The following is a 25,445-nucleotide window of genomic DNA, read 5'->3' on the forward strand; positions in this document are numbered from 1 at the left end:
CACAGGCCGGCTACTCACTCATGGCGGCTCTTGAGCCGCCTTTACTCACACTGGCCGTCAGGCCGCTTTTTGCTGGATATGGGTCACGCGCAGGCCCTGCACGTCCACGATCAGCGCAACATTGCCATCGCCAAGGATCGTGCCGCCGGCAATGCCTTCGACCTGCTCGAAATTCTCTTCGAGCGATTTGATGACCACCTGCTGCTGGCCGATGATGTCGTCCACCACCAGCGCCACCTTCTGGCTGCCTTCGCTTTCGCAGAGGACCACGAAACGCTCGTCGGGCTGCTTGGTGGAATGCATGGAAAAGCGCGCGGCAAGATCGATCACCTGCACATATTCCCCCCGCACCTGCAGCACCTGGCCGCCCGAAGGAACGCGCTCGAATGTGGCGCCCGAGCATTGCATGGTTTCAACGATCGAGGAGAGCGGCACCACATATGGGCTTTCCCCGACCTTGACCAGCATGACATCGAGCACGGCCAGGGTCAGCGGCAGCCTGAGCGTCATGCGCGAGCCCTTGCCGGTCCAGGAGCGGACATGCACCGAGCCGCCGATCTTCTTGATGTTGGACAGAACCACGTCCATGCCGACGCCGCGCCCCGAAATGTCGCTGACCGCATCGGCGGTCGAAAAACCAGGGGCAAAGATCAGCTGGTCGATCTGCTCGTCGGTGGGGGTGACGTCTGCGGCAACGAGCCCCTTGTCGCGGGCAAGCTGCAATACCTTTTCGCGGTTGATCCCATTGCCATCGTCTTCGACAATAATGAGGATATTGCCGCCGGCCTGCTCGGCCGAGAGGCGGATGGTGCCGATCTCGGACTTGCCGTTCGCCTTGCGCTTTTCCGGGTTCTCGATGCCATGATCGGCCGAGTTGCGGATCATGTGCGTCAGGGGATCGGACAATTGCTCGATCACCGTCTTGTCGATTTCGGTGTTCTCGCCGATCGTCTCGAGCTTGATCTTCTTGCCCGTCTTGGTCGCCAGTTCGCGCACGAGGCGCGGCATGCGGCTGAACACGGATTTGACCGGCTGGGCGCGGATCGCCATCACCGAATCTTGGAGGCCGCGCGTGGTCTGGGCCAGAACTTCGAGACCGCGGACAAGCTCGGTATAGCGGGCCCGCAGATTTTCATCCATCTGCTGGGTCAGCATGGACTGGGTGATGACGAGTTCGGAAACCATGTTGACCACGCGATCGACCTTATCGAGATCGACGCGGATCGACTGCACGCCGACGCTGCGATTGCCACCCTCTTCGCCGGTTTCGCCGGCCGCGGCTGCGGGCTTGGGCGTCTGGGGCGCGGGCTTGGGCGCCGCAATCGGGGCTGGCGCACGCACCGGCTCGGTGGCCTTGATCTCGTCGGCAAGGTCGGCAAAGGACAACGCGGACAACTCAGGCTCGGAAGCGGGAGGCTCCGGCTCCGGACGCACCGGCTCGGCCGCTGGCGCAACCGGCCTGGGCGCTGCGGCCATCTCGTCTTCGGTCAGGGCCAGAAGATCGGCAGGCTTGGGGCTCACGGCCGCCTTTGGCGCGGCCGGCGCGGCTGCGCGGGCTGCCGGCGGAACCACGTGGCCAAGCGGCACGATCTCGATGGAACAGTCGCCATCGACGAATTCAAAGACTTCGCGGATCGCCGCTTCCGTCAGGTCTGGCGCAAAAAGCGTGATTTCCCAGGAGCAATAGACCCCAAACGGCTCGAAATCGCTCAGGGGCGGAATATCGGCCATAACGGCGCGCACATTGATTTCGCCCAGGCTTGCCAGCTCGCGGAAGAGAAGAAGAGGATCGTTGGCGCGCGAATAAAGCTGGCGGAACGGCGTGAACCGCACTTCCCAATGCCCTGGCTCGATCGGCATGGGTGGCGCGTCGAACGCATCCACTTCCGCTTCGGCGGCAAGGGGGGCCGGCTCGTCCTCGTCCGCAAGCGCGAGATCGACGCGGACGGGGGTAAACTCGATATCGAATTCCTCGATGATCTCGCCACTCCACTCGTCGTCATCCGAGCCGCTCTGCCCGCGCGCGATCGCGTCGAAGCGCTGCTTTTCCTCCATGCCATAGCTGGCATCAAGTTCTTCCCCGGTCTGGGCGGCGTTGATGTGATCGGCCACGATATCGTTGGCGCGGATGCACAGGCTCACGACGTCGTCGGTCATCTCGACCCGGCCGTCGCGTACATAATCGAGCAGGGTTTCATAGGCATGGGCAAAGCCCACAAGGCCGGAAAACCCGAAAGCGCCGGCACCGCCCTTGATCGAGTGGATGGCGCGGAACACGGCATTGAGCCGGTCGGCATCGCGCTCGCCACCTTCGATCGCGGCGAACTGCTCTTCAAGCTCGTTCATCAGCTCCGAACATTCGTCGAAATAGGTGGCTTTGAAATCGTCCAGGTCGCTCATGGCGGCTTACCGGCTTTCGGCAAAGAGAAGTGTTAGTGGACCACGCGATTGATGACGCTGATCAGCTTGTCCGGATCGAAGGGCTTGACGATCCAGCCCGTGCCGCCGGCGGCCTTGCCCTGGTCGCGCTTGTCCTGCGATGTTTCAGTGGTCAGGATCAGGATCGGCAGACTCTGATACTGGCCCGAGGCGCGCACATTTTTGATGAACTCGATGCCGTCCATGACCGGCATGTTGATGTCGGTGATCACCACGTCGACATCGTGGCTCATCAGCACATCGAGCCCCTGCTTGCCGTCCTCGGCCTGCAGCACTTCGAAGCCGGCATTGCTCAGGGTGTGATGCAGCATGGCCAGGATAGTTCGAGAATCGTCTACGGTCAGAACGCGCAAGGTCATGGTTTCATCATCCCGGAAAACTGCGCGCCAAGCCCCAGTCGATCGATGGCGGCCAGCATGGCCGCGCTCGGCGCGTCTACAGCAAATTCATTATGGTTGCGGCGGGCGCTCTCGGCTGCGCTGATCAGCATCAAAAGCCCATTGGTGGACACGCGCTGCACCGCGCCTGCCATAAGGGTCACCGGGCCGTCTTCGATTGCGTCGATCAGCTTGTCGCGAATGCCATCCAATGCGTCGAGGTCGATGACCTCTGGCAAGGTAATCGCAATTCCATTCTGATGTGCCATAGCTGGCCTGCCCCCGGAGTTCGCTCCGCAGTCATATTCGAATGGAACGGTTTAAGAAGTGCTAACCCAAAAGCCCCGGAAATCGGGTGTTGCAGCGCCACCCAAGGGCTTGTACCTGTCCCATTCAGAAATCGGACAAAGATCATGACCAGCAAGATTGCCCTCACAGGGCTCGCCCGCGACCTCGCCGCCCGTGCCGACAGCGGCAAGCCGATCCGCGTGGGGGTCATCGGCTCGGGCGAAATGGGCACCGACCTCGTCACTCAGATGAGCCTGATGAAAGGCGTCGAGATGGCGGCCATCGCCACCCGCCGCCCCCATACCGCGCTTCATGCCATGCAGATCGCCTATGGCGACGAGAGCCATGGCGAGGTGGTCGACACCCCGACCCAGGTCGCAGCCGCCATCGAACGGGGCAAGATCGCCGTCACCTCTGCCGATACTCTCGTTGTCTCCGACAATATCGACGTCGTCATCGACGCCACGGGCAAGCCCGGCGTTGCCGCCGATTTCAGCCTCAAGGCGATGGAACACGGCAAGCACCTCGTGATGATGAATGTCGAAGCCGACGTGACCATCGGGCCCTATCTCAAGGCCGAGGCCGATCGGCTGGGCGTCGTTTATTCGGTCGGAGCGGGCGACGAGCCCTCCTCCTGCATGGAGCTGATCGAATTCGTTTCAGCGCTGGGGCTCGAGATCGTTGCCGCCGGCAAGGGCAAGAACAATCCGCTCAAGCATGACGCCGTTCCCGACGACTATCGCGAGGAAGCGACGCGTCGGAACATGAACCCGCGCATGCTGGTTGAATTCGTCGATGGCTCCAAGACTGCCGTCGAGATGACCGCCATTGCCAACGCCACCGGTCTGATGCCCGACATTCCGGGCATGCACGGCCCCAAGGCCGATCGCGACGACATGGCCAAGGTGCTGATCCCCAAGGCCGATGGCGGCATTCTCAATGGCTCCGGCGTCGTCGACTTCACCATCGGCAAGGGCGTGGCTCCCGGGGTATTCGTTATCGTCAAGGCCGAGCATCCGCGCATCATCGAGCGCATGGACGATCTTCATATCGGCCATGGTCCCTATTACGCGTTTTTCCGGCCCTATCACCTGACGAGCCTTGAAGTGCCGCTGACCTGTGCGCGCATCATGCTCACCGGCAAGCCGGACATGGTGCCCCTGCCCCGCCCCGTCGCCGAGGTCTGTGCCGTCGCCAAGCGCGACCTCCTGCCCGGCGAAGGTCTCGATGCGATCGGGGAGACCTGTTATCGCTCCTATGCCATGACCGCCGTCGACGCCCGTGCGGCAGGCGCCATTCCCGTGGGTCTGCTCGAAGGGGGCAAGGTCACGGCGCCCGTTGCCAAGGGCGCGTTGCTGACCACGGCCAATAGCCAGCCCGATACATCGACGCGGCTCTTTGCGCTGCGTCAGGCACAGGACAAGATGCTGGGCCTTTAGGCCCAGCACGATTTGATTCAGGTGCCCTTGATGGCGATCTTGCCCTTGCGGCCCGGCTCGCCGCTGGCTTTTGCGGCTGCGGCCACCTCGCTTATCGGATAGGCGGCTTCGATTTCGAGAACGAGCTTGCCGGCAGCAGCGTCTTTGACCAATTCGCCGAGAAGCTGACCGATCCGCTCGGGCTTGACCGGCGGCTTGGCGCCCCAGAACCCCTTGACGGTGATGCCACGGAAGAGGAGGTCGCTGGGCGAAATCTTGAGCGGCCGGCCGGTCATTGCGCCGAAGCTGACGAGCTCGGCCCCGTCCGAGGCAACGCTGAGCAATTGCACGGCCCCGTCGCCACCGAGGCAATCAATCGCCCGGATGACCGGCGCGCCATTCGTCAAAGCTCTGGCCTTGTCCTGCCAGCCTTCTTCATCGGTCGCGACGACGTTCTTGATGCCAAGATCGGCCATTTCGCCGACCGTCTCGCCCCGGCGCACAAGGCCCAGAACGTTGACTCCCAAAGCCGCGCCATATTGAGCCATCAGCTTGCCCACCGCACCGTTGGCCGCGTTCTGGACGATCCAGTCGCCAGCCTCTACGTCGAGCGTATCGAGCAGCATCTTAGCGCTGAGCGGCATCGACACCAATTGGCAGGCGGTTTCGTCGCTGACCCCTTCGGGCACCGGCACGAGGCGCGCTGCATTGGCCAGATAATATTCGGCCCAGGTGCCGTCCGCGCCCCCGGCAACCCGCTGGCCAACCTTCAGGTTCGTCACATCGGAACCGAGCGCCTCGACAACTCCGACCGCTTCGGTGCCCGGCACGGCGGGCAGTTCCGGCTTGAAACCATATTGGCCCGAAATCGTCATCAGGTCATGATTGTGCACTGGCGAGAGCAGCATTTTGACCAGAACCTGGCCTGGCCCGGGCTCGGGGCGCGACACATCCTTTGTTTTGAGGACGTCCTGGGGCGAACCGAATTGGGAATAAACAGCGCTCAGCATCATTGGCTCCTTGTTTCCGCCCTGAGATAGGCGCTTGTGCCGCCGCCGCAAGTTGCGTTTTGGCAAGTCCTTGACGCAGTTCGGAATTTCAACGCATTCTCCTTACGCCGGAGCCTGTCGGGCAGAACCAGAGGAGAATCATGCGCATCCTGTCTGTTCTTGCGGGCCTTGCCATTCTGTCGACCCCGGCCCTTGCACAGGAAGCGCCGGACCTGTCGCCAGGCTGCCTGCAACTGACCGAGACGCTGGGCGATTTTCTCAGCGCCACCGAAACGAGCGCGATCGAAAACCTTGATGACGGCTGCCGTTTCGTCGATGTTTATTTCAGCCTCGGGACGAGCTTGCGCGTCCGGATCGAGGAAGGGGCCATCATCGCGCCCGATCTCGAAGCGGCCCTGATCCAGGAGCGCCAGTTCGAAGAGGCTGAAATCATGCTTTCCGGCGTTCGCATCGCGCCGGATCTCGGCAGCCCGGTGGCCAATTACGTCAGCGAAATGCAGGTCGAGCCGCTTGAAGTGAGCATGCGCTACCAGTGGAATGTCGACACCGGCGAGACGATGATCAACGCGTTGTCGATTTCGAGCGCAACGCTTGGCAGTTGGGGGCTGACCGCAAAGCTTAGCGACATTCCCGATCTGGGCCTCGCGCGCACGGGCGCGGTGCCGGTGACCGGCGCGATCGAAGAACTGGTGATCGAAGCGGACGAGCAGAGCCTGATCCGCCTGTTTCTGGCGCCCATCCTGATCTATTCCCTGCCCTTTGACGAGGACCCGGTGCCCCATATCGAGGCGGGCAAGACCGACTATATCGCGGCAGTGCGGGCCGTGCCCGAGGCGAATATGGACGATTTGAGCAAGAACACGCTGAGCGCGCTTATCGACACCTTTCCCCGCGTCGAAGGCAAGTTCATCGTGAGTCTATTGGCAACTGACGCGCCCATGCGCCTCGAAGAACTCTTCAGCTGGGGCCCGGCGGATGTGACGCGCAAGCTCTCAAGCGTTCAGATTAAGGCGGCGATGGCTGACGAGCTCTGAGGCCCACAATCGAGGGTCTGCCAGCGCTTGTCACGGGCAAAAGGATTGGCTATTCCTGACTTGCATATTCAGGATTAGACATGACCGAAGCCATCGATCCCCGCGCCCTGCAACGCGTTCGCCATGACACGAGGCTGCGCCTCCTGACTGTCACTGCAGTCACCGACATCACGCCGTTGATGCGGCGCGTCCGGCTCGAGGGCGATATGACTGGCTTTGTGTCGCCGGCCCATGCCGACCATATCAAGGCTTTCTTTTTTCCCGAGGGTGTCACCCCGCTCCTGCCGCCGATGGGGCCCAATGGTGCCGAGTTCGAACCGGGCACGCGTCCTGAAATGCGCGATTACACGCCGCGCTACTGGAATGTGGAAGCCGGCTGGATCGAGCTTGATTTCGTGCTGCACGGAGATGGCCCTGCCTCGAGCTGGGCTGCCGATGTGGCAGTCGGCAAGACGCTGGTCATCGGGGGGCCGCGCGGCTCGATCGTCGTGCCCATGACCTTTGAATGGTATCTGCTGGTCGGGGACGAAACGGCGCTCCCCGCGATCGGCCGCCGGATCGAGGAATTGCCGGACGGTGCGCCGGTCGTTGCCGTCATCGAGGTCGATGCGCCTGTTGAGGAGCAACGGTTCGAAACCCGGGCCGATCTCGATCTGATCTATGTTCATCGCAATGGCGCCCCGGCCGGCACCACCAGCCTTCTCCTCGATAAGGTCCGGGCGCTCAACCTGCCGACGGGTGCGGCTTATGCCTATGTCGCGGGGGAAAGTGGGATGAGCAAGTCGGTCCGCCAGCATCTGGTCGAGGATCGGGGGTTAAACCCCGAATGGGTCAAGGCTGCCGGTTACTGGCTCCTCGGCACGGCCGACGCGCATGAGCCACATTGAGCCATAGTCCAACTCGATTGAGCTGCATCGCACAACAAGAAAGTGCCCCTAGCCTCCTCCTGGATTTTCGGCCAATCTGACGCTCTCTGGGGGGAGCTATGGACATTCTGGCAGCGGTCGGCCTTGTCTTTGTTGCAGCGCTCGCGCTCCTTGCCGCCTTCTGGCGGCGGGGTCGCGCCAAACACAGATCGCCCAAGGCAAAACCCTTATCCCTGCCGCCGCTTGCGCCCAAGAACCTTCCTCGGCGCAGCGCCCCGGATGCTGCCGACCAGCTACGCATCGTCATGCGCGCGCCCTTCACCAGGAAGCGGCTCATGTCTCGCGCCGAACTTGACGTGTTCCGCGCCGTCGAAACGCATTTACGAAAATGCGGGCCGGGATTTCGCCTGATGGCGCAGCCCAGCATGGGTGAATTTCTGTCTTCCCCGGACAAGGACGCCTATTTCTCGATCAACTCCAAGCGCGTCGACATGTTGGTGATCGATACGTTCGGCATGCCCGTGGTTGCCATCGAGCATCAGGGAAGCGGCCATTATCAGAACGACGCTCCGGCGCGCGATGCCGTCAAGCGCGAAGCCATACGCCGCGCCGGGATCGAATTCCTTGAAATCTTTGACTATCACTCGGCAGGTGAGATCGGCCGACTGGTGGGCGAGGCCATCGCCCGGAACAAACCACCAGCCTCGCCCAGCGCCATTCCACCGCGTCAGGCCAGCGATCGGGCTTAGGCGCGCTGCGTCCGGCTGATTACTTGGTCTTGGTCTCGCCCGGTGTCGGCGTTTCGGCTTCTGCCTGCAAGCGATCCATCAGGGCGCGCCACTCCTCATAGGCTGTTGCCTGGTCCGGCAGCGCTTCGCGCGAGCCCCCGTCTTTCACGAGCTGGTTCAACACCGCTTCGACCTTGGGGCCCTCGGCCTCGCAGGTGCCTGGCGCATCGAGCGCGGCAAAGGCCGGTTTGTAATACTGGTCGTCATAAGGGCCGACGGCGAGCTTGAGCTGGCCATAAGCGAGCAGATCTGCCGAATCGGTCAAAAGCGACCACTCCTCGTCAGTGATCTCGTAGCCCGCGCAATTGCTCGACACGACATTGGCGAGCACGACCTCTTTGAGGAAGGTTTTGGCCTCGGTGCCGGAATAGCCGGAGAGGTCGGGCAGTTGCACATAGATCTTGCCGTCTGCCGCCGTCTGACCCATCCCGGCCGCCAGGACGAGACCAACCATTATCATTTTCTTGAACATTGCGGGGTTCCTCACGCTCGAAGGGGCGGAAGGTGAGCGCGCTTCATGGAGAAATAACGGCAGTCTCGCCTTGGGGTTGACCACCGACATGCTGGACGGCCCGCGCGCCATTGGCGACGCCGCGCTCAAGGCAGGTTTCAAGATCGGCTTTTCCCATCAGGCCAGCGATGAAACCGGCGGCAAAGGCATCGCCCGCCCCGGTCGAATCGACCACCCGAACCTGTGGAGCCGGCCGGCTGATCGCAATGCCCGCCGCGCCCCCGCACGAGGCACCGAGCGCCCCGCGCTTGATCACCACCTGGCCGAACTGTTCGCCAAGCTGGCGCATCTGCCTTTCAGAATCGGCCTCGCCGGTCAGGAGCTGCGCCTCGCTTTCATTGGCAAAGAGCCAATCCGCCGTGCCTACCCAATCGAGAAAGTTCCGGGGTCCCACTTCGGCCAGAAACCCGGTCGAGGCCGGATCGATAGCGAGCGCCACATCCCGGGCGCGCGCCCGCTCGATCAGCGATTGCACCGCCGCCCGCGGTCCGGGCGCAAAAAAGCTGTAGCCTGAAATGACGACCAACCCGACCCCATCGAGCAGGTGATCGCCAAGATCTTCGGCCGAGAGGTTGAGATTGGCGCCACGATCGGTGAGAAAGCTGCGCTCGCCGTTCGGATCAACAAGCGTCACGAGCGTTCCCGAGGCGAGCATCGGGTCACCCACAAGGACTGGGGTCACGCCTTGGCGGAGAAACCGGGCTTCGTGCTCTCGCTTTTGTGCCGCGCCGACGCGCGCCGCAAACTTTACCGCAACGCCGCTCGCGCCAAGCCAGACGGCCTGGTTCGCGCCGGAGCCGCCCGGCTTGCTTTCGATCCTCGCGCGCCGGTCCGATCCGAGAACCAGAGGCCCCTCGGGACGGACGATGATGTCGGTCATGACATCGCCGACAACGAGAACCTTTGTGTTCATGCGCGGCGGACGGGCGGCTTGCCGGCCTGCACTTTTGCCAGCGCTACCGCGATGTCGCCGGCCACGCGCGCATTGTTCTTGACGAGCGCGATGTTGGACACGAGGGACTTTCCTTCGGTCAGCTCGAAGATGCGCTGGAGGAGAAACGGCGTCGTCGCCTTGCCGCTGATCCCTTTTTCATCTGCATCCGTCAGGGCCTTGGTGATAAAACCCTCTATGGCGCTGGCCTCCCAGGCATCTGCCTCGGGAATGGGATTGGCGATCAGCACGCCGCCCATGTCGAGGTCGGACTGGATGGCGAGCATGCGCGCTACGCTTTCGGCATCGTCAAAGCGATGATCGACGCCGAACCCGCTTTCGCGTGCCCAGAAGGCCGGGAAATGGTCGGTTCCGAAGCCCAGCACCGGCACGCCGTTGGTTTCGAGTACTTCGAGCGTCTTGGCGATGTCGAGGATCGACTTGGCGCCGGCACAGACGACGGCAACGGGCGTGCGCCCCAATTCCTCGAGATCGGCGGAAATGTCGAAACTGCTTTCGGCGCCGCGATGCACCCCGCCAATGCCGCCGGTGGCAAAGACCCTAATGCCGGCGAGCGAAGCGATCTGCATGGTGGTGGCAACGGTGGTTCCCGCGGTCGTGCCGCTGGCAAGGAGCGAAGCGACATCGCGCCGGCTGGCCTTGGCGGCCGCATGACCCTCCTGGGCAAGACGCTCGAGATCTTCGCCCGAAACCCCGACGCAAAGCCGTCCGTCCATTATGGCGATCGTTGCCGGCACAGCGCCGGTCGAGCGCACCACGTCCTCGACCTCTTTGGCCATGCTCAGATTTTGCGGATAGGGCATGCCATGGGTGATGATGGTGGATTCAAGCGCCACCACGGCCTTGCCGGCACTGAGCGCCGCCTTCACATCCGGCGAGATCGAAAGGTAAGCCTTGCCGCTCATGGAGCACCTCTTGCACATCGGTTGCGGCAGCGTAAACCTGCCATTCTTGCCTGCGCTTTTGCGCTCGCCGTCTTTTGCGGTCAAGCCCCACAAAACTTCTGTTTGGCGGGTCTTGTGGCGGAAAAAGAATGACTTTACGGTGCCATCCGATCAGAGAGGGAAAGGGCACTTCGCTGACCAGGTTTTTTGGTTTTGGCGCCTCGGACGCGCCTCGATTTCAGCCTCGTGCGAGGCAGATCGCAGCGAGCCTTGCGGGTGCCTTTTGGCGCCCTTGGTTTTTGTACCCGTTTTTACCGACACTCCAGCTTTCGGGCACTCAAAGATGAGCGCCCGGGCCTGATCGCGGCTTGCCGCATAGCCTGCCGCCTTGCGGCGCGAACCCATCCCTCGGACCGAGGGAACCGCCTTCACCGACTATTCATAGGAGCCTTTGAGGTATGAACAAGACGCTCGCCCTCGCCATTGGCGCTCTAGTGGCCGCAAGCCCTGCCCTCGCGCAGGAAGAAGCGGTCCTCAACGTCTACAATTGGTCCGACTATATCGCCGCCGATACCATCGCCAATTTCACCGCGGAAACCGGTATCCAGGTCAATTACGACGTTTACGACAACAACGAGATCGTCGATGCCAAGCTTCTGGCCGGCAATTCCGGCTATGACATCGTCGTTCCCTCAGGCAATTTCCTCGAGCGCCAGATCCGCGCCAACCTGATCCTGCCGCTCGACAAGTCCAAATTGACCAATCTGGGCAATCTCGATCCGGCCGTCATGGCGACCGCCGCAAGCCAGGATCCGGACAATGCCCATGCCGTGCCCTACATGATCAACACGATCGGGCTCGGCTACAACGTCGCCAAGGTGACCGAGGCGCTTGGGCCCGATGCAAATCTTGACAGCTGGGACATGCTGTTCGATCCCGAAACCGTGTCAAAACTTGCCGGTTGCGGTGTCGCCGTGCTCGATAGCCCCTCCGAAGTCATGGGCATCGCGCTTCACTATCTCGGCCTTGACCCCAATTCGGAAAGCGAAGAAGACCTCGCACAGGCCGAAGAGCTGATGAATGCGGTCAAGCCTTCGATCCGCTACTTCCACTCGTCCCAATATATCGACGATCTGGGCAATGGCGAGATTTGCCTCGCGCTCGGTTATTCGGGCGACATCTTCATCGCCGCCGACGCCGCCGCCAATGCCGGCCAGGGCAACGAGGTGACTTATGTCATCCCCGAGGAAGGCGCTGCGACGCTCTTTGACTTCCTCGCCATTCCCGCCGATGCGCCGCATCCGGACAATGCCCATAAGTTCATCGACTATATCTTGAAGCCCGAAGTTGTGGCCGAGATCACCAATTACGTGTTCTACGCCAACCCCAACCTGCCGGCGCTCGAATTCGTCGACGAGGAAGTCAAGTCCAACCCCGGCATCTACCCGCCAGCCGAAACCATCGAGAAGGCCTTTGTGATGAATGCGCATCAGCCTGAATTCGAAGAGGTCTTGACCCGCACCTGGACCCGCATCAAAACCGGCCAGTAATTTTCTCGGTCGGGGCGGCTTTTTCGAAGCTGCCCCGCCATTTGCTTTGAACGAGTGCGCCATGGCCAAAAAGTCCCAGCAACTTGCCGTCGACACCCGCCCATGGCGTGATCCGGGCAACAACAAGCCCTTCGTGCGGATCAAGAACGTCACCAAGAAATTCGGCGACGTGCTCGCCGTCCATGACGTTTCGCTCGACATCTATCGCTCGGAGCTCTTTTGCCTGCTGGGCGGATCGGGGTCGGGCAAATCGACCCTGCTGCGCATGTTGGCCGGCTTTGAATCGCCGTCCTCGGGCACGATCGAAATCGACGGGCAGGACATGACCGATGTCGCGCCCTATAATCGCCCCGTCAACATGATGTTCCAGTCCTATGCGCTCTTCCCGCATATGTCGGTCGAGCAGAACATTGCCTATGGGCTCAAGCGCGATCACCTGCCCAAGGGCGAGATCAACGATCGCGTCGCCGAGCTTTTGAGTCTCGTCAAGCTTCAGGATTATGGCCGGCGCAAGCCGCACCAACTCTCGGGCGGCCAGCGCCAGCGCGTTGCCCTGGCGCGCGCCCTCGCCAAGCGCCCAAAACTTCTGCTTCTCGACGAGCCGCTCGGCGCGCTCGACAAGAAACTGCGCGAGGAAACCCAGTTCGAGCTGGTGAAAATCCAGGAAAGTCTCGGCGTCACCTTTATCGTCGTGACCCACGACCAGGAAGAGGCGATGACGCTCGCAACCCGGATCGGCGTCATGAATCTCGGTGAAATCGCTATGATCGGCGAGCCGACCGACATCTACGAATTCCCCAATTCCCGCTTCGTTGCCGGCTTCATCGGCTCGGTCAACATGGTCGAAGGCGTCGTCACCGAGGACGAACCGGGCCATGTGCGTATCCGCTCGAGCGAACTGGGTTGCGACATCTATGTCGGGCACGGCGTCGACTGCGCGCCCGAACAGCTTCTCTGGTGGGCCGTGCGCCCTGAAAAGATGGTGTTGAGCCGGGAAAAGCCGCATACGGATCACGGCGCCAATGTCACCACCGGCACGGTCGAGGAAATCGCCTATCTCGGTGATATCTCGGTTTACCAGGTGGCGCTCGAAAGCGGCAAGCGCATCCGCGTCAGCCAGACCAACTCCATCCGCGGCAAACCCGACGCCATAACCTGGGAAGAAAAAGTCTACCTGTCCTGGGACGACCAAGCCGGCTCGGTGCTGACGGTATGATCTTTTCGCCCTCCCCCTCACCCGTCTTGGGCTGCGCCCGATCCACCCTCTCCCCGAGAGGGAGAGGAAGAGGCATCGCGTTCCGGGCTAGCTCCTCTTGTTCTTCTCCCTCTCGGGGAGAAGGTGGCGCGCAGCGCCGGATGAGGGGGCCGCAACCTCAAGAGTGGAGCAACACTTAATGACCACTCACGACCCCACCTATCCCCCGCCGCGGCGCCTGAAACCTTGGACCACAGTCGAGCGAGGCCTTGCCAAGGTCGGCATTTCAGGCCGCATGCTGGTGCTTGCCGCACCGGTCCTCTGGCTGCTGGTCTTTTTCCTTGTGCCGCTCGCCGTGGTCTTCGGCATTTCGCTGGCCACCAAGCAGTTCGGCCGCCCGCCTTATTCGCCGCTTCTGACCACCGAAGAAGGCACGGTGCAACTCACCCTGCACCTTTCGAACTACATTCGGCTTTTCACCGACAATCTCTATGTCGCCGCCTATCTCTCCTCGATCCGCATTGCGGCCATTTCGACGATTCTTACGCTGATCATCGGCTACCCGATGGCCTATGCCATCGCGCGCGCGCCGGACAAATGGCGCAACATCCTCCTGATGCTGGTCGTGCTGCCGTTTTTCACGTCCTTCCTGCTGCGCGTTTATGCGCTGACCGGATTCATGCGCGGCAATGGCGTCATCAACCAGTTCCTCGGGCTTTTCGGCATCGAGCCACTGGTGATGATGCAGACCGATTTCGCCGTCTATGTGGGCATCGTCTATACCTACCTGCCCTTCATGATCCTGCCGCTCTATACGACGCTCGTGAAGCTCGACGTGTCGCTGTTCGAGGCCTCGGCCGATCTCGGCGCGCGCCCCTTGCGCACATTCCTCTCGGTCACCCTGCCGCTGTCCATGCCCGGCGTCATTGCCGGATCGATGCTGGTCTTCATCCCGGCAATCGGCGAGTTCGTCATTCCCTCGCTTCTGGGGGGGCCAAGCACGTTGATGATCGGGCGCGTCCTTTGGGACGAGTTCTTTACCAACACCAACTGGCCGCGCGCTGCGGCTGTTGCCATGGCCATGCTGGTGGTCGTTGTCGTGCCCATCATGCTGCTGCAGCGGGCGCAAAGCTCGGTGGTGGAGAAGTAGCATGGGTCGCGGCTGGTTTCTCCCCATCGCAGCGGCGCTGGGCTTTTCCTTTCTTTATGCGCCCATCGTCTCGCTGGTCATTTTCTCGTTCAATGAATCGAGCCTCGTCACCGTCTGGTCGGGCTTTTCGACCAAGTGGTATGCCGCTCTTTTCAACGACCCGCAGCTCCTGGGGGCTGCCTGGCTGAGCCTGCAAATTGCAGCGGTTTCGGCCAGCATAGCCCTTGTCCTCGGGACATTGGCGGCCATTGCGCTGGTGCGCTTCCGCCGCTTCCGTGGGCGCACGCTGTTCTCCGGAATGGTCTCGGCACCGCTCGTCATGCCCGACGTGATTACCGGCCTGTCCTTGCTTCTGCTCTTTGTCGCCATGGAATCCCTGCTCGGCTGGCCACAGGGGCGCGGCATGCTCACCATCGTCATTGCGCACGCGACGTTCTGCACCGCCTATGTCTGCGTCGTCGTGCAATCGCGACTGTCCGATTTCGATCGGAGCCTTGAGGAAGCGGCCATGGATCTGGGCGCGTCCCCGGTTCGCACCTTCTTTGACGTCACCCTGCCGATCATTGCTCCGGCGCTGGTTTCCGGCTGGCTCCTCGGCTTCACGCTCTCGCTCGATGATCTTGTGATCGCAAGCTTCGTGTCCGGCCCGGGCTCGTCGACCCTGCCCATGGTCATCTTTTCCAAGGTCCGCCTCGGCGTCTCGCCTGACGTCAACGCGCTCGCCACCATCATCATCGGCATCGTCGCACTCGGAGTGCTTGCCGCAACCATCATCCAGTTGCGCAGCAAGCCGAAAAAACCGGCTTAGGATCGTTCCGGAAGTCGCCCCGGCAAACGTGAAACTTTTGTGACTGGACAGCTCTGAAAAAGGCGGGCAAGCTTTCCCCATGTTCAACCAACGTGAAGGAGGTGATCCAGTGTCTTATGAGCTTTTGGTTCTCGAGGATCTGGGAATGTCGGTGATGTCTGGGAGTGATCTTCGATAGCATCGCCTCCTGCAGGCCTCGAGGCCTGTAACTCAGGGAAGGGCTGCTCCGCGGGGCAGCCCTTTTCCTTTTCTGCGGCGGGGCATGGCGCGACGGGGCTTGACGGGGAGAGGCAAGCCATTGATACCGCTCACGACCATTCTTCTCGGAGACATGCCTTGTCCGCGGCCAATTTCGTTCTCACCCTATCCTGTGCCGACCGGCCGGGTATCGTTGCCGCCGTGACCACCGAATTGGCAGCGCTCGGCGCCAATATCGCTGAATCCAACCAGTTCTGGGATCGGGAAACCGGCCGCTTCTTCATGCGCCTCGCCTTCACTGCTCCGGAGGGCATGGGCCGCGACGGCATCGAAAAGGCGCTCAAATCGCCCATCGAGCGCTTCGACATGAAGACCGCTCTCAGCGACGAAAGCCGCCGCAAGAAAATCGTCGTGCTGGTCTCGAAATTCGATCACACGCTTCTTCACCTGCTCTACCAGATCCGTGTCCACTGGCTCGATGCCGACGTCGCCGCGATCATCTCCAACCATGTTGACGCGCAAAAGATCGCCGAAGATGCCGGGATACCCTTCCATCACCTGCCGGTGACGCGGGACACCAAACCCGATCAGGAAGCCAAGGTGCTTGAGATCGTCAAGTCGACTGGCGCCGACCTGGTCGTGCTCGCCCGCTACATGCAGGTGCTCTCGGACAATCTGTCGACGCGCCTTTATGGTCAGGTGATCAATATCCACCACTCGTTCTTGCCCAGCTTCAAGGGTGCAAAACCCTATCACCAGGCCCATGAGCGCGGCGTCAAGATCATCGGCGCCACCGCGCACTACGTCACGCCCGACCTCGACGAAGGTCCGATCATCGAGCAGGAAACCGCCCGCGTGACGCACGCCATGAGCCCGGACGATCTCGTCGCCGCCGGCCGTGACATCGAAAGCCGCGTGCTTGCGCGCGCGGTAAAGCTGCACCTCGAAAGCCGGGTGATGCTCAACGGCAAGAAGACCGTGGTTTTTGGATAGTTTTTTCGGCACCCGCCCATCGTTCCCTCTCCCCTGAGAGGAGAGGATTAGGGGGTCTGATTTTCGGGTCGGTCCGAAACCTTGAACCCCTCATCCGGCCCTTTGGGCCACCTTCTCCCCTCAGGGGAGAAGGGGAAGTAGGCAGCAACCACGCATTTAGGCCACTGCGTCCACCGGCAAGTCCTGAAGATCGAGTGAATCGGCAAGGCTCGTGCGGTCGAGCACAGCCCGCGTCGCCAGCGTCACCCGCTCGAAGACGTGGCGAATTTCGCAGGCCGCCTCGTCCTGGCAGTCCGCGCATTTGCGATAGGCGATCTTGGACAGGCATGGCAGCGGCGCGATCGGCCCATCGATCAGCCGCAGGATTTCACCATACATGATCTCTTCGGGAGCCTTGACCAGCTCATAGCCCCCCATGCGCCCGCGCCGGCTCGACACGAAGCCCGCCCGCTTGAGTTCGAGCAGGATCTGCTCGAGAAACTTCTTGGGTATCGCCTGATCGCGCGAAATTTCGCCGATCATCCGGCTTTCGCCCCGGCCCGCGCGAGCCAGCGCCACCAGGGCACGCAGCGCATATTTGGCCTTTTGCGAGATCATGGCTCAGGTCCTCGGCTCGGGCTTGACCGGCGGCACGGCGGGCGCGTCTTCGCTCTGCACGTCTTCTGAAGGCGCTTCGTCGTCCGGTGTTGCTGTCTCTGGGGTCGCCTCGGGCTCGATACCGGCCTCGGCCTCAGGCCCAGGCGCGTCGGGCCCCTCGCCACTTCCGGGTGGATCGAGCACCTCGATCCCGTCAGGCTGGTTCTCTGCCAATCCCGGCTGAGCAGGCTCGGCCGCCTCGATCGCTTCGACCGCCGCAGCTGCTTCTGCCGCATCTGTCGGTTCAGCCGCCTCTGCCGTTTCAACAGGCGGCAGGACGATCACCTCGTCCCCTGCCGCCGGCGTTTCGCTGGTGGTCGTCGTTTCATCCTCATCCGGCACGACAGGGTCGACCGGAACAAGTTCGGCGGCAGGAACGGAAGGCTCGCTCACCGGCTCGGCCGGGGGCGGCAATTCGATCACCGGCACCGCCTCCACCACCACTATAGGCGCGACATCAGGCACGGGCGAGAGAGCGTCGACCGGATGGACCGGCTCGGCCACCGCTTGAGCCTCTTCAACCACCTCGACCGGAGCGGGGCTAGGCGCGGCCGGTCCGAGGGCGGCTTCAAGAATGGCTGGCTCGGCCGGCTCAAGCGTTTCAGCGGCGATCATCGCGACCGGTGCAGCCGTCGACAGGCTCGCCGCCGCTTGCGCGAGCAGATTGTCGCCCGGCGGCAGGCGCGGTTCTTCCGGCTCGGGAGCTGCCGGCTGAGCGAGGGCCTCGCCACGGACGAGCTCGAGAATGCCCTTGCCGATCTCGCGTTCGCCGCGAATGACGGTTGTTGCGCCAAGCCCACGCAGGAAGTCCTCTTCCTCTTCGGAATAGGCCCGCGCGATGATGCTGATTCCGGGATTGAGTTTGCGGCCGCTTTCGCAAACCGTGCCGGCTTCGAATGCGTTGGAGATGGCAACCAGCAGGTTCCGCGCCGCACCGAGATTGGCGAGCTTAAGCACATCCTGGCGCGCCGCATTGCCATAAACGACTTCGAGGCCCGCCGCCCGGGCCGCCGCCACGTCTTGATCGGAATCCTCGATCACGACGACACTCTGGTTCGCCTGGCTGAGGCCGTCGGCCACGATGCGCCCCACCTGGCCATAGCCGACCAGCACCGTATGTCCAGTTGCGCTCACAGGTTCGCCTGTATCGTCGTCGGGACCATGGGCGCCCCGCTCGACGGCGGCTTCGGTCGGAATGTCGGTGGTCGCCGGACCCTTGGCCGCCATGGTCGGCTCGTGCGGCTCTGAGCGCGGCTCGGCCGGAGCAGGCCTTGTTCCGCCGAAACGGGCCTCGACGGCCGGACGCATCAGATCGCCGAGCCAGAAGACCACGGGATTAAGCACGATGGAGATCAGGGCACCGGCAAGGATCAGGTCCTGTCCCTCGGGCGGCATGATCGCAAGGCTCACGCCCATGCTGGCAAGGATAAAGGAAAATTCGCCGATCTGGGCAAGGGACGCCGAAATCGTCAGCGCCGTTCCCGCGGGTCGCCGGAACAACAGCACGATCGCGAAGGCGGCCAGCGACTTGCCGATGACGATGATGAACACGGTCGCAATGATCGCCAGCGGCTGACTCAGGATGATCGCGGGATCAAACAGCATGCCCACGGACACAAAGAACAGCACTGCAAAGGCATCGCGAAGCGGCAGCGTTTCATTGGCGGCTCTGTGGCTGAGCTCGCTTTCGGACAGGATCATGCCGGCAAAAAAAGCGCCCAGCGCCAGCGACACGCCGAACAGCACCGCCGACCCCAGCGCCACGCCCAGGGCGATGGCCAGCACGGCAAGGCGAAACAGTTCGCGGCTGCCGGTATGAGCGGTCAGGTGCAACCCCCAGGGGATGATCCGGCGGCCGACGACCAGCATGAAGCCGACAAAGGCGGCGACCTTCACGACGGTCAGCCCCAGAATGCCCCAGATGCCGATATCGACGCCCATGAGGCGGGTAACGAAGGACACGAATGGGTCGTGTACGCCAGTATCTGTGCCGTTGAGGCTGGCAATGGCGGGGATCAGCACCAGGGCAAGCACCATGGCGAGATCTTCAACGATCAGCCAGCCGACGGCGATCCGGCCCTTTTCGCTTTCGATCAGCCGCCGGTCCTGCAGCGCCTTGAGGAGCACGACGGTGGATGCAACCGATAGGGCAAGGCCAAAGAGCAGGGACGCGCCCAGGTCCCAGCCCAGCAACAGCCCGAGCCCCGCGCCGAGCGCTGTGGCAACGCTCATCTGCACTACGGCGCCCGGAATGGCGAGCGCCCGCACGCTCATCAGGTCTTTGAGCGAAAAGTGCAGGCCCACCCCGAACATGAGCAGAATAACGCCAAGCTCGGCAAGCTCCGCCCCTAGCGCCTGATCGGCGACGAAGCCCGGCGTGTAGGGCCCGACGAGAATGCCGGCGAAAAGATAGCCAACGAGCGGCGGCATGCGCAGCCGATTGGCGATCATGCCGAAGATATAGGCCAGCACCAAACCCGCGACGATCGTTGAGATCAGGGGGGTATCGTGGTGCATCGGCCTATCCTTCGGGGTCTAAAGTCTACGGCAATGATGGGGTATGGAGCTGCCCCGCGCAAGACGGAAAGACCCCGCAAGATCAATCCTTTGCCTCGAGGGACCAACCTCTTTCCCAACAACGGGACAAACCGGGCTGAACTGTGGCTTCAGCTGACAATGGTGATGCGCTCGGCTGCCCGTGTGATGCCGGTATAAAGCCAGCGCGCCCGCTCCTCGCGAAAGACGAAACTCTCGTCGAAGAGATAGACATTGTCCCATTGGCTGCCCTGCGCCTTGTGGACCGTCAGGCAATAGCCGAAGGTGAATTCGTCGAACTGGCGGCGCTCTGGCCAGCTCATGCTTTCTTCCTCGCCCGAGAAAAACGCCTTGTGGGTCAGGACGCGCGCTTCGCCCTTGCCTTCGTCATCGGCGAGGAGCAGCGACCATTTCCCGTTCGAGCGGCGCGTCACGTCGGTCGCGATCCAGATCTGTCCGTTGAGCAGTTTCTTTCGCGGATTGTTGCGGAGGCACACCATGCGGTCGCCCACAACCGGCTCGTGAAAGGGCAGGCCCTTCAATTCGCGCAGCCGGTCATTATAGGTCAGGCGCGTCTTGTTGCGGCCCACCAAGACCTGGTCGGCTTCGAGCACGGCATCCCGATCCACCTTGTCGCGTCCCACGACGATGCTTTCGCCATAGCGGCCATGATCGAGAGAGCCGCCCTCGCGCACCGCCATCGAAAGCTGGATGATCGGGTTGTCCGCCGCCTGCCGGTGGATTTCGGTGAGCATGATGTCGGGCTCTTCGGTGGTGAAAAACCCCGCTCCCTGCACTGGGGGCAGCTGGAAGGGGTCGCCCAGCACCAGAACCTTGACCCCGAAGGAGAGGAGGTCGGCGCCAAGCTGTTCGTCCACCATCGAAACTTCGTCGATGACGATCAGATCCGCATCCGCAGCCGGGCTTTCCGGATCGAGCACGAAGCGCGGCTCGCCCTCTTTCTCCGAGACGAGCGTGTAGATGAGCGAATGGATGGTCTGGGCGCCCTTGCAGCCGCGCTTGCGCATGACGAGTGCGGCCTTGCCGGTGAAAGCGGCGTATTTGACCGAACGGATGTCCTGCGCCAGATGCACGGCAAGCGTCGACTTGCCGGTGCCGGCCCAGCCGAACAGGCGAAAGACCTGCGGTCCGTTTTTGTCCTTGAGCCATTTGGACACCGCAATCAGCGCGGCGTCCTGCTGGCCCGACCAGACCGGAGCCATCAGCCGATCACCGTCTTGACGATGCCGACGCCCGCGATCTCGCCCTCGATGATGTCACCGCGCCCGACCGCACCGACCCCGGCCGGGGTGCCGGTCATGATGATGTCGCCCGCCTTGAGCGTCACGAGGCTGCTGAGATAGGCGATGGTTTCAGCCACGCTCCAGATCTGGTCCGAGAGATCGCCACGCTGACGCTCCTCTCCGTTGACCGAGAGCGTGATCGCGCCTTTTTCCGGATGACCGATGGCGCTCGCCGGCTCGATGGTGCCGATTGGGGCGGAATAGTCGAACCCCTTTGCCATCTCCCACGGACGGCCGGCTTTCTTGGCGATGGCCTGGAGGTCGCGGCGCGTCATGTCGAGGCCGCAGGCATAGCCATAAACATGCTCGAGCGCGTCGGCGACGGCAATGTCCGTTCCGTCCTTGCCGATGGCGACGACCAGTTCCACCTCATGGTGAAAGTCGGCGGTCTGCGGCGGATAGGGAATGGCGACACCGCCGACGACGACCGCGTCCGCGGGCTTGGCAAAAAAGAACGGCGGCTCGCGCTCGTCATTGCCCATTTCTCTTATATGCTCGGCATAGTTACGGCCCACGCAATAAACGCGGCGCACGGCATAAAGCCCGCCGCGCGCAATGGGGATCGAGACCGGCGCGTGTGGTTCGAACAAAAAGTCAGCCACGCGAAAACTCCTGGGCATAGGGGCCGATAAGGTCGAGATCGGTTTTGCTCAACCGATCCTGCGCAGAAAAGGACTGGTGCCAATAGGGGTAGAGCAGTGGCGGACGGCTGGCCGCGTCAAGGCGTTCCCGCTCCTCGAAGCTCAGCACCAGATCGGCCGCAGCCAGATTGTCGCGGAACTGCTTTTCATTGCGGCCCCCGATGATGACCGAGGTGACACCTGGCCGGCCAAGGAGCCAGGCGAGCGCTACCTGCGCGCCCGATACGCCCCTTGCTTCGGCGATGGCGACGATCTCGTCGATCACCCCATAAAGCTTGTCCCAGTCATAGACCGGCGGTTCGCGGAACCCGCCGACATGACGGCCGCTTTCCGGCTCGGTGTCGCGCCGATATTTGCCCGACAGCAATCCGCCGGCCAGCGGGGACCAGACAAGAACGCCCAGACCCTGGTCCTGCCCGATCGGCACCAGTTCGTATTCGGCGTCCCGGCTATGGAGCGAATAATGGATCTGCTGGGAAACGAAGCGCTCGCTCTGGCGCCGATCGGCCGCCATCAAGGCTTTCATGATATGCCAGCCCGAATAGTTCGAGCAGCCGATATAGCGCACGTGACCGTGGCGGACGAGGGTATCGAGCGCCTCCATCGTCTCTTCGATCGGGGTCATCCCATCCCACTCATGAACCTGATAGAGATCGATGACATCGGTCTTGAGCCGCTTGAGGCTCGCCTTGCATTGCTCGATGATATGGTGACGCGAGAGGCCGGTTTCGTTCGGGCCCGAGCCCATCTTGAACCGGACCTTGGTGGCGACGAGCGCCTTTTGCCGCCGACCGTTCTCTTTGAGGATATCGCCAAGGATTTCTTCGGAAACCCCGGCATTGTAGACATTGGCCGTGTCGTAAAGATTGATGCCGGCATCAAGGCACAGATCGACCTGCCGCGCCGCATCGGCCGCGCTGGTATTGCCGATCCGTTCATTGCCCCCGAACGTCATTGTGCCCATGGTCAGCACCGAAACCTTGAGACCGGACCGGCCGAGATAGCGATATTCCATCGAGCATTCCTCCTTTGTTCCGCCCAAGAGGGCTAAAGGGCAAAAGCAGTCGGGTCAATCGCTGCCGGACGATATTGCCAAAAAGGCCCTCTCGCCCGCTGGCGTCGCCGCCGACTTTTCTCTTGGAGGGAAAGATGGCCTTCGGCGGGACTGTGCCGGACTTTCAAACGCTGCTAGAGACGCGCAACGCTTCCGAAAGCCCATGCCTTGCGCTTCTCCAGTCTTGCCCTCCCGATCCTGCTCGTCGTCATTGGCATGATCTTTACACAAACCGGCGCCAGCTTCGCCAAACTGCTGTTTCCGCTTGTCGGGGCCAATGGGGCGACAGCCCTGCGGCTAACACTGGCAGCGCTGGTGCTGGTCTTGGTGTTTCGCCCCTGGCGCCATAGGCTTGAGCGGAAGCAATGGCGCGCCGTTCTTATGTACGGCGGCGTCATGGGGGCGATGAACCTCTTCTTTTATGCCGCGCTGGAACACATTCCGCTTGGCATTGCGGTGGCGCTTGAGTTCACCGGCCCGCTCGCAGTGGCGCTGTTTGGCGCTCGACGGCCGCTCGATTTCGCCTGGATCGCCCTCGCCCTTGCCGGCTTTGCTCTTCTCCTGCCCTGGACCGGGGTATCGGGAGACATTTCCCCGCTTGGCGTTTTCCTCGCCCTTTGCGCCGGCGCCTGCTGGGCGGGATATATCATCTTCGGTCAGCGCGCCGGCACGGGCGGTGGCCCGCATATCGCGGCCCTCGGTGTCGCGACGGCTGCCGTCATCGCGCTGCCCTTTGGTCTGGTCAGCGCCGGGCCGTTGCTGTTTGATCCAGCGATCCTGCCCCTGGGTCTCGCCGTGGCGCTTCTTTCGAGCGCCATTCCATACGCCCTCGACATGGTGGCCCTGCCCCATGTTCCCGCCCGGCTGTTCGGCATCCTGATGAGCGGGCAGCCCGCCTTTGCCGCCCTGTCGGGGTTGGTGGTGCTTGGTGAAGTGCTCAGCGCCGGCCAGATCGCTGGCATGTCGGCCATCGTTCTGGCTTCGATCGGGGCGACCATGACGATTGCCCGACCCAAAAATCCTTCCTCCGGGTGACTGGATTTTGCCGCCATGATGCGCATAGTGCTGCCCACAGGAGTGAGGTGCACCATGCTTTATGCCGTTCTGTGCTATAATGACGAAAAGGCCGTATCGGCCTGGACCGCAGAGGAAGATGCCGAGTGCATGGCCCGGCTCGGCGCAGTGCAGGAGCCCATGCGCGCCAATGGCCGTCTCGGTCCTGTGGTGCGGCTCCAGAACACGACCGAAGCCAAGACACTGCGCAAGACCAGCGGCGAGCCGGTCGTTTTCGACGGTCCCTTTGCCGAAACCAAGGAACAGTTCCTTGGCTTTTATGTCGCCGATTGCGAGACCATCGATCAGGCCGTCGATTTCGCCAAGGAACTGGCGATCGCCAATCCCGGTGTCGGGTCCTATGAAATCCGCCCGCTCCGCGTCTATCTGCCGAGCGCTCTCGCCGACGCTGCCGGGGTGAGCTAAGGCGCGCTCACGAGCAAGGGTGGCAGGCTGAGATAGCGTGTCGCCACCCGCTTGCGGGCGATGTCGGCCCAGACCGCGTCGAGCTGCTCGAGCGAAAGCCCGGCAGCAGCGGCCACATCATCACGCGGCACACCCTCGTTGAGCCCATAAAGGCAGAGATCCATGCGGTCATAGGGTAGGGAGAAGTAGAACTCTTCCTGGCTCTGCGCCATCGACCAGGTGTCGGTGGTGGGGGGTCTCACGCAGATGTTCTCGGGCACGCCGAGATGGGCCGCAAGTTGATAGACCTGGGACTTGTAAAGATGAGCGATGGGCTTGAGATCGGCCGCGCCGTCGCCATTTTTGACGAAGAAGCCCTGGTCGTATTCCAGGAGGTTCGGCGTTCCTATGACGGCATAGTTGAGCCGGTCCGCGTGATAATATTCCATCTGCTTACGGGTACGCTGCTTCATATTGGTTGCAGCGATGATGCCCTGATAGGCTTCGGCGGTGAGACGGATCTTCTCTGTTTCGCCTGTTGGCGCCTGGACGACGAGCGAGGAAACGGCAAAGCCGGCGCCAGCGAGCGGGTCGGCGATCACCACCTTGCAGGACCAATCGGTGCCATAGTCGGGCACGAGCGTGCGGATGAAGGTGTCGCGCCGATCGTAGCACCCCATGGCAGCGAGCGCGGGGCCGATGTCTTCAACTTCAGCGGCAAAGCCAAAGGTTTCGGCGACCGACCGGCCAAGCGCCAGGCTTTCGGGATCGGAGTCGTTTTCGGGCATGAAAAGACCGAAGACTCGCTCTGGCCCGACAGCCTTTACCGCCAGCGCCGCGCAGACGCTTGAATCGATGCCCCCCGACAATCCGAGCACCAGCCCCCGGCGCCTGAGGTCGCTGCGCAACTGGTTGCGCATGGCAGCGGTGATGCGCGCCACTTCGGCCTCGGCATCGATCACGAGGCTCTCAAGCGAAAATCCGCTCATTCAGGCTTTCTCCAGGCTTTCGGCGGCAAGGCGTCGGCTGACCTTGCCAGTCTTGCTGGTGGTCATGCCGATGCGGATCTCACACTTCAGGCGGCAGCGCTGCGCTGCTTGTTTTCGACATAGGCGGCGATGGCGCCGACGCTGTCGAGATTGGCCGGGACGATCTCGTTATCGGCCACCTTGATGCCGAAGCTCTGCTCGATGTGGAACACCAGTTCGAGCACGCCGGTCGAATCCACATAGCCATTGTCGATCAGCGACGTGTCATCCTCGATCGCCTGGCTCGTATCGCCAAAGAGGAAGTTGTCGATGATGAAGTCGCGGATAGTAGTCTTGATATCGCTCATGATTGGTCCTGACAGAAGAA

Annotated in this window: 24 protein-coding genes and 1 pseudogene; 11 read left to right on the plus strand and 14 right to left on the minus strand. The window is 62.3% G+C overall.

The window, feature by feature from the left end:
- Nucleotides 1-57: 57 nt before the first annotated feature.
- The 3 genes from BM364_RS13760 to BM364_RS13770 are packed head-to-tail and all read right to left on the minus strand — an operon-like array spanning nt 58 to nt 3,085.
- A complete protein-coding gene (locus BM364_RS13760) occupies nt 58-2,400 on the minus strand; it encodes a chemotaxis protein CheA (RefSeq protein ID WP_092425571.1) in 2,343 nt (780 codons plus the stop codon).
- A 32-nt stretch (nt 2,401-2,432) separates the two neighbouring features.
- Nucleotides 2,433-2,798, minus strand: a complete 366-nt coding sequence (locus BM364_RS13765) for a response regulator (RefSeq protein ID WP_092425573.1) — start codon at nt 2,796-2,798, stop codon at nt 2,433-2,435.
- Nucleotides 2,795-3,085, minus strand: a complete 291-nt coding sequence (locus BM364_RS13770; protein WP_092425575.1) for an STAS domain-containing protein — start codon at nt 3,083-3,085, stop codon at nt 2,795-2,797. Before BM364_RS13770 ends, BM364_RS13765 begins: the two co-directional genes overlap by 4 nt.
- 144 nt (nt 3,086-3,229) lie before the next feature.
- Between BM364_RS13770 and BM364_RS13775 the strand changes: the two genes are divergently transcribed.
- Entirely contained in the window at nt 3,230-4,543 is a 1,314-nt protein-coding gene (locus BM364_RS13775) for an NAD(P)H-dependent oxidoreductase (protein WP_092425576.1), read from the plus strand.
- 17 nt (nt 4,544-4,560) lie between these two features.
- Here the strand turns inward: BM364_RS13775 and BM364_RS13780 are convergent, their stop codons facing one another.
- A complete protein-coding gene (locus BM364_RS13780; protein ID WP_092426346.1) occupies nt 4,561-5,532 on the minus strand; it encodes a zinc-binding dehydrogenase in 972 nt (323 codons plus the stop codon).
- Nucleotides 5,533-5,672: 140 nt separating this feature from the next.
- On the opposite strand from BM364_RS13780, the gene BM364_RS13785 reads away from it, so the two are divergent.
- The 3 genes from BM364_RS13785 (at nt 5,673) to BM364_RS13795 (ending at nt 8,181) form a co-directional block, all read left to right on the plus strand.
- On the plus strand, nt 5,673-6,566 hold the full coding sequence (locus BM364_RS13785) for a hypothetical protein (protein ID WP_092425578.1): 894 nt from the start codon (nt 5,673-5,675) through the stop codon (nt 6,564-6,566).
- Between the two features lie 80 nt (nt 6,567-6,646).
- The gene (locus BM364_RS13790; protein ID WP_092425580.1) at nt 6,647-7,453 is read left to right on the plus strand and encodes a siderophore-interacting protein; all 807 of its coding nucleotides are present in this window, start codon (nt 6,647-6,649) and stop codon (nt 7,451-7,453) included.
- Between the two features lie 98 nt (nt 7,454-7,551).
- A complete protein-coding gene (locus BM364_RS13795; protein ID WP_092425582.1) occupies nt 7,552-8,181 on the plus strand; it encodes a DUF2726 domain-containing protein in 630 nt (209 codons plus the stop codon).
- 19 nt (nt 8,182-8,200) lie between these two features.
- Here BM364_RS13795 and BM364_RS13800 read toward each other — a convergent pair whose 3' ends face one another.
- The 3 genes from BM364_RS13800 to BM364_RS13810 form a co-directional block, all read right to left on the minus strand.
- Nucleotides 8,201-8,674, minus strand: coding sequence for a hypothetical protein (locus tag BM364_RS13800; RefSeq protein ID WP_175528614.1), 474 nt, complete (start codon nt 8,672-8,674; stop codon nt 8,201-8,203).
- Between the two features lie 61 nt (nt 8,675-8,735).
- Nucleotides 8,736-9,644 carry a carbohydrate kinase family protein gene (locus tag BM364_RS13805; RefSeq protein WP_092425584.1) on the minus strand — a complete coding sequence of 303 codons (909 nt, stop codon included), beginning with the start codon at nt 9,642-9,644 and terminating at the stop codon, nt 8,736-8,738.
- Entirely contained in the window at nt 9,641-10,588 is a 948-nt protein-coding gene (locus BM364_RS13810) for a pseudouridine-5'-phosphate glycosidase (RefSeq protein WP_092426348.1), read from the minus strand. Before BM364_RS13810 ends, BM364_RS13805 begins: the two co-directional genes overlap by 4 nt.
- A 437-nt stretch (nt 10,589-11,025) precedes the next feature.
- Between BM364_RS13810 and BM364_RS13815 the strand changes: the two genes are divergently transcribed.
- The 5 genes from BM364_RS13815 (at nt 11,026) to purU (ending at nt 16,461) form a co-directional block, all read left to right on the plus strand.
- Nucleotides 11,026-12,117 carry a polyamine ABC transporter substrate-binding protein gene (locus BM364_RS13815; RefSeq protein ID WP_092425586.1) on the plus strand — a complete coding sequence of 364 codons (1,092 nt, stop codon included), beginning with the start codon at nt 11,026-11,028 and terminating at the stop codon, nt 12,115-12,117.
- Between the two features lie 61 nt (nt 12,118-12,178).
- Nucleotides 12,179-13,333, plus strand: a complete 1,155-nt coding sequence (locus tag BM364_RS13820) for an ABC transporter ATP-binding protein (protein WP_092425587.1) — start codon at nt 12,179-12,181, stop codon at nt 13,331-13,333.
- Nucleotides 13,334-13,511: 178 nt separating this feature from the next.
- On the plus strand, nt 13,512-14,462 hold the full coding sequence (locus BM364_RS13825) for an ABC transporter permease subunit (RefSeq protein WP_092425589.1): 951 nt from the start codon (nt 13,512-13,514) through the stop codon (nt 14,460-14,462).
- 1 nt (nt 14,463) lies between these two features.
- A complete protein-coding gene (locus BM364_RS13830) occupies nt 14,464-15,270 on the plus strand; it encodes an ABC transporter permease subunit (protein WP_092425590.1) in 807 nt (268 codons plus the stop codon).
- Nucleotides 15,271-15,606: 336 nt separating this feature from the next.
- Nucleotides 15,607-16,461 (plus strand): formyltetrahydrofolate deformylase, encoded by an 855-nt coding sequence (gene purU / locus BM364_RS13835; protein ID WP_092425592.1) that lies wholly within the window; start codon nt 15,607-15,609, stop codon nt 16,459-16,461.
- A gap of 156 nt (nt 16,462-16,617) precedes the next feature.
- Here purU and BM364_RS13840 read toward each other — a convergent pair whose 3' ends face one another.
- From BM364_RS13840 to BM364_RS13860, 5 genes and pseudogenes are all read right to left on the minus strand, one after another.
- Nucleotides 16,618-17,058 carry an RrF2 family transcriptional regulator gene (locus tag BM364_RS13840; RefSeq protein ID WP_092425593.1) on the minus strand — a complete coding sequence of 147 codons (441 nt, stop codon included), beginning with the start codon at nt 17,056-17,058 and terminating at the stop codon, nt 16,618-16,620.
- A gap of 777 nt (nt 17,059-17,835) precedes the next feature.
- Nucleotides 17,836-19,614, minus strand: a pseudogene (locus BM364_RS13845) (cation:proton antiporter domain-containing protein); the annotation flags it as partial.
- A 149-nt stretch (nt 19,615-19,763) separates the two neighbouring features.
- Nucleotides 19,764-20,855 carry an ATP-dependent DNA helicase gene (locus BM364_RS13850; protein WP_092425596.1) on the minus strand — a complete coding sequence of 364 codons (1,092 nt, stop codon included), beginning with the start codon at nt 20,853-20,855 and terminating at the stop codon, nt 19,764-19,766.
- Entirely contained in the window at nt 20,855-21,556 is a 702-nt protein-coding gene (locus BM364_RS13855; protein WP_175528615.1) for a fumarylacetoacetate hydrolase family protein, read from the minus strand. The genes BM364_RS13850 and BM364_RS13855 overlap by 1 nt, the downstream gene beginning before the upstream one ends.
- Complete coding sequence (locus BM364_RS13860; RefSeq protein WP_092425599.1) at nt 21,531-22,592, minus strand: aldo/keto reductase; 1,062 nt, start codon at nt 22,590-22,592, stop codon at nt 21,531-21,533. The genes BM364_RS13855 and BM364_RS13860 overlap by 26 nt, the downstream gene beginning before the upstream one ends.
- 207 nt (nt 22,593-22,799) lie before the next feature.
- Here BM364_RS13860 and BM364_RS13865 point away from each other — a divergent pair, with 207 nt between their 5' ends.
- Both BM364_RS13865 and BM364_RS13870 read left to right on the plus strand, forming a co-directional pair.
- A complete protein-coding gene (locus tag BM364_RS13865; RefSeq protein ID WP_244542886.1) occupies nt 22,800-23,666 on the plus strand; it encodes an EamA family transporter in 867 nt (288 codons plus the stop codon).
- A gap of 54 nt (nt 23,667-23,720) precedes the next feature.
- Entirely contained in the window at nt 23,721-24,110 is a 390-nt protein-coding gene (locus BM364_RS13870; protein WP_092426351.1) for a YciI family protein, read from the plus strand.
- On the opposite strand, the gene nadE is transcribed toward BM364_RS13870, so the two are convergent.
- Nucleotides 24,107-25,078: an NAD(+) synthase gene (gene nadE / locus BM364_RS13875; RefSeq protein ID WP_092425601.1), complete on the minus strand. Its 972-nt coding sequence runs from the start codon at nt 25,076-25,078 to the stop codon at nt 24,107-24,109. The genes BM364_RS13870 and nadE overlap by 4 nt on opposite strands.
- 86 nt (nt 25,079-25,164) lie before the next feature.
- Nucleotides 25,165-25,425, minus strand: a complete 261-nt coding sequence (locus BM364_RS13880) for an acyl carrier protein (protein ID WP_092425603.1) — start codon at nt 25,423-25,425, stop codon at nt 25,165-25,167.
- Nucleotides 25,426-25,445 lie beyond the last annotated feature (20 nt).

This window comes from Devosia crocina (assembly GCF_900116545.1).
GTDB classification, from domain to species: Bacteria; Pseudomonadota; Alphaproteobacteria; order Rhizobiales; family Devosiaceae; genus Devosia; species Devosia crocina.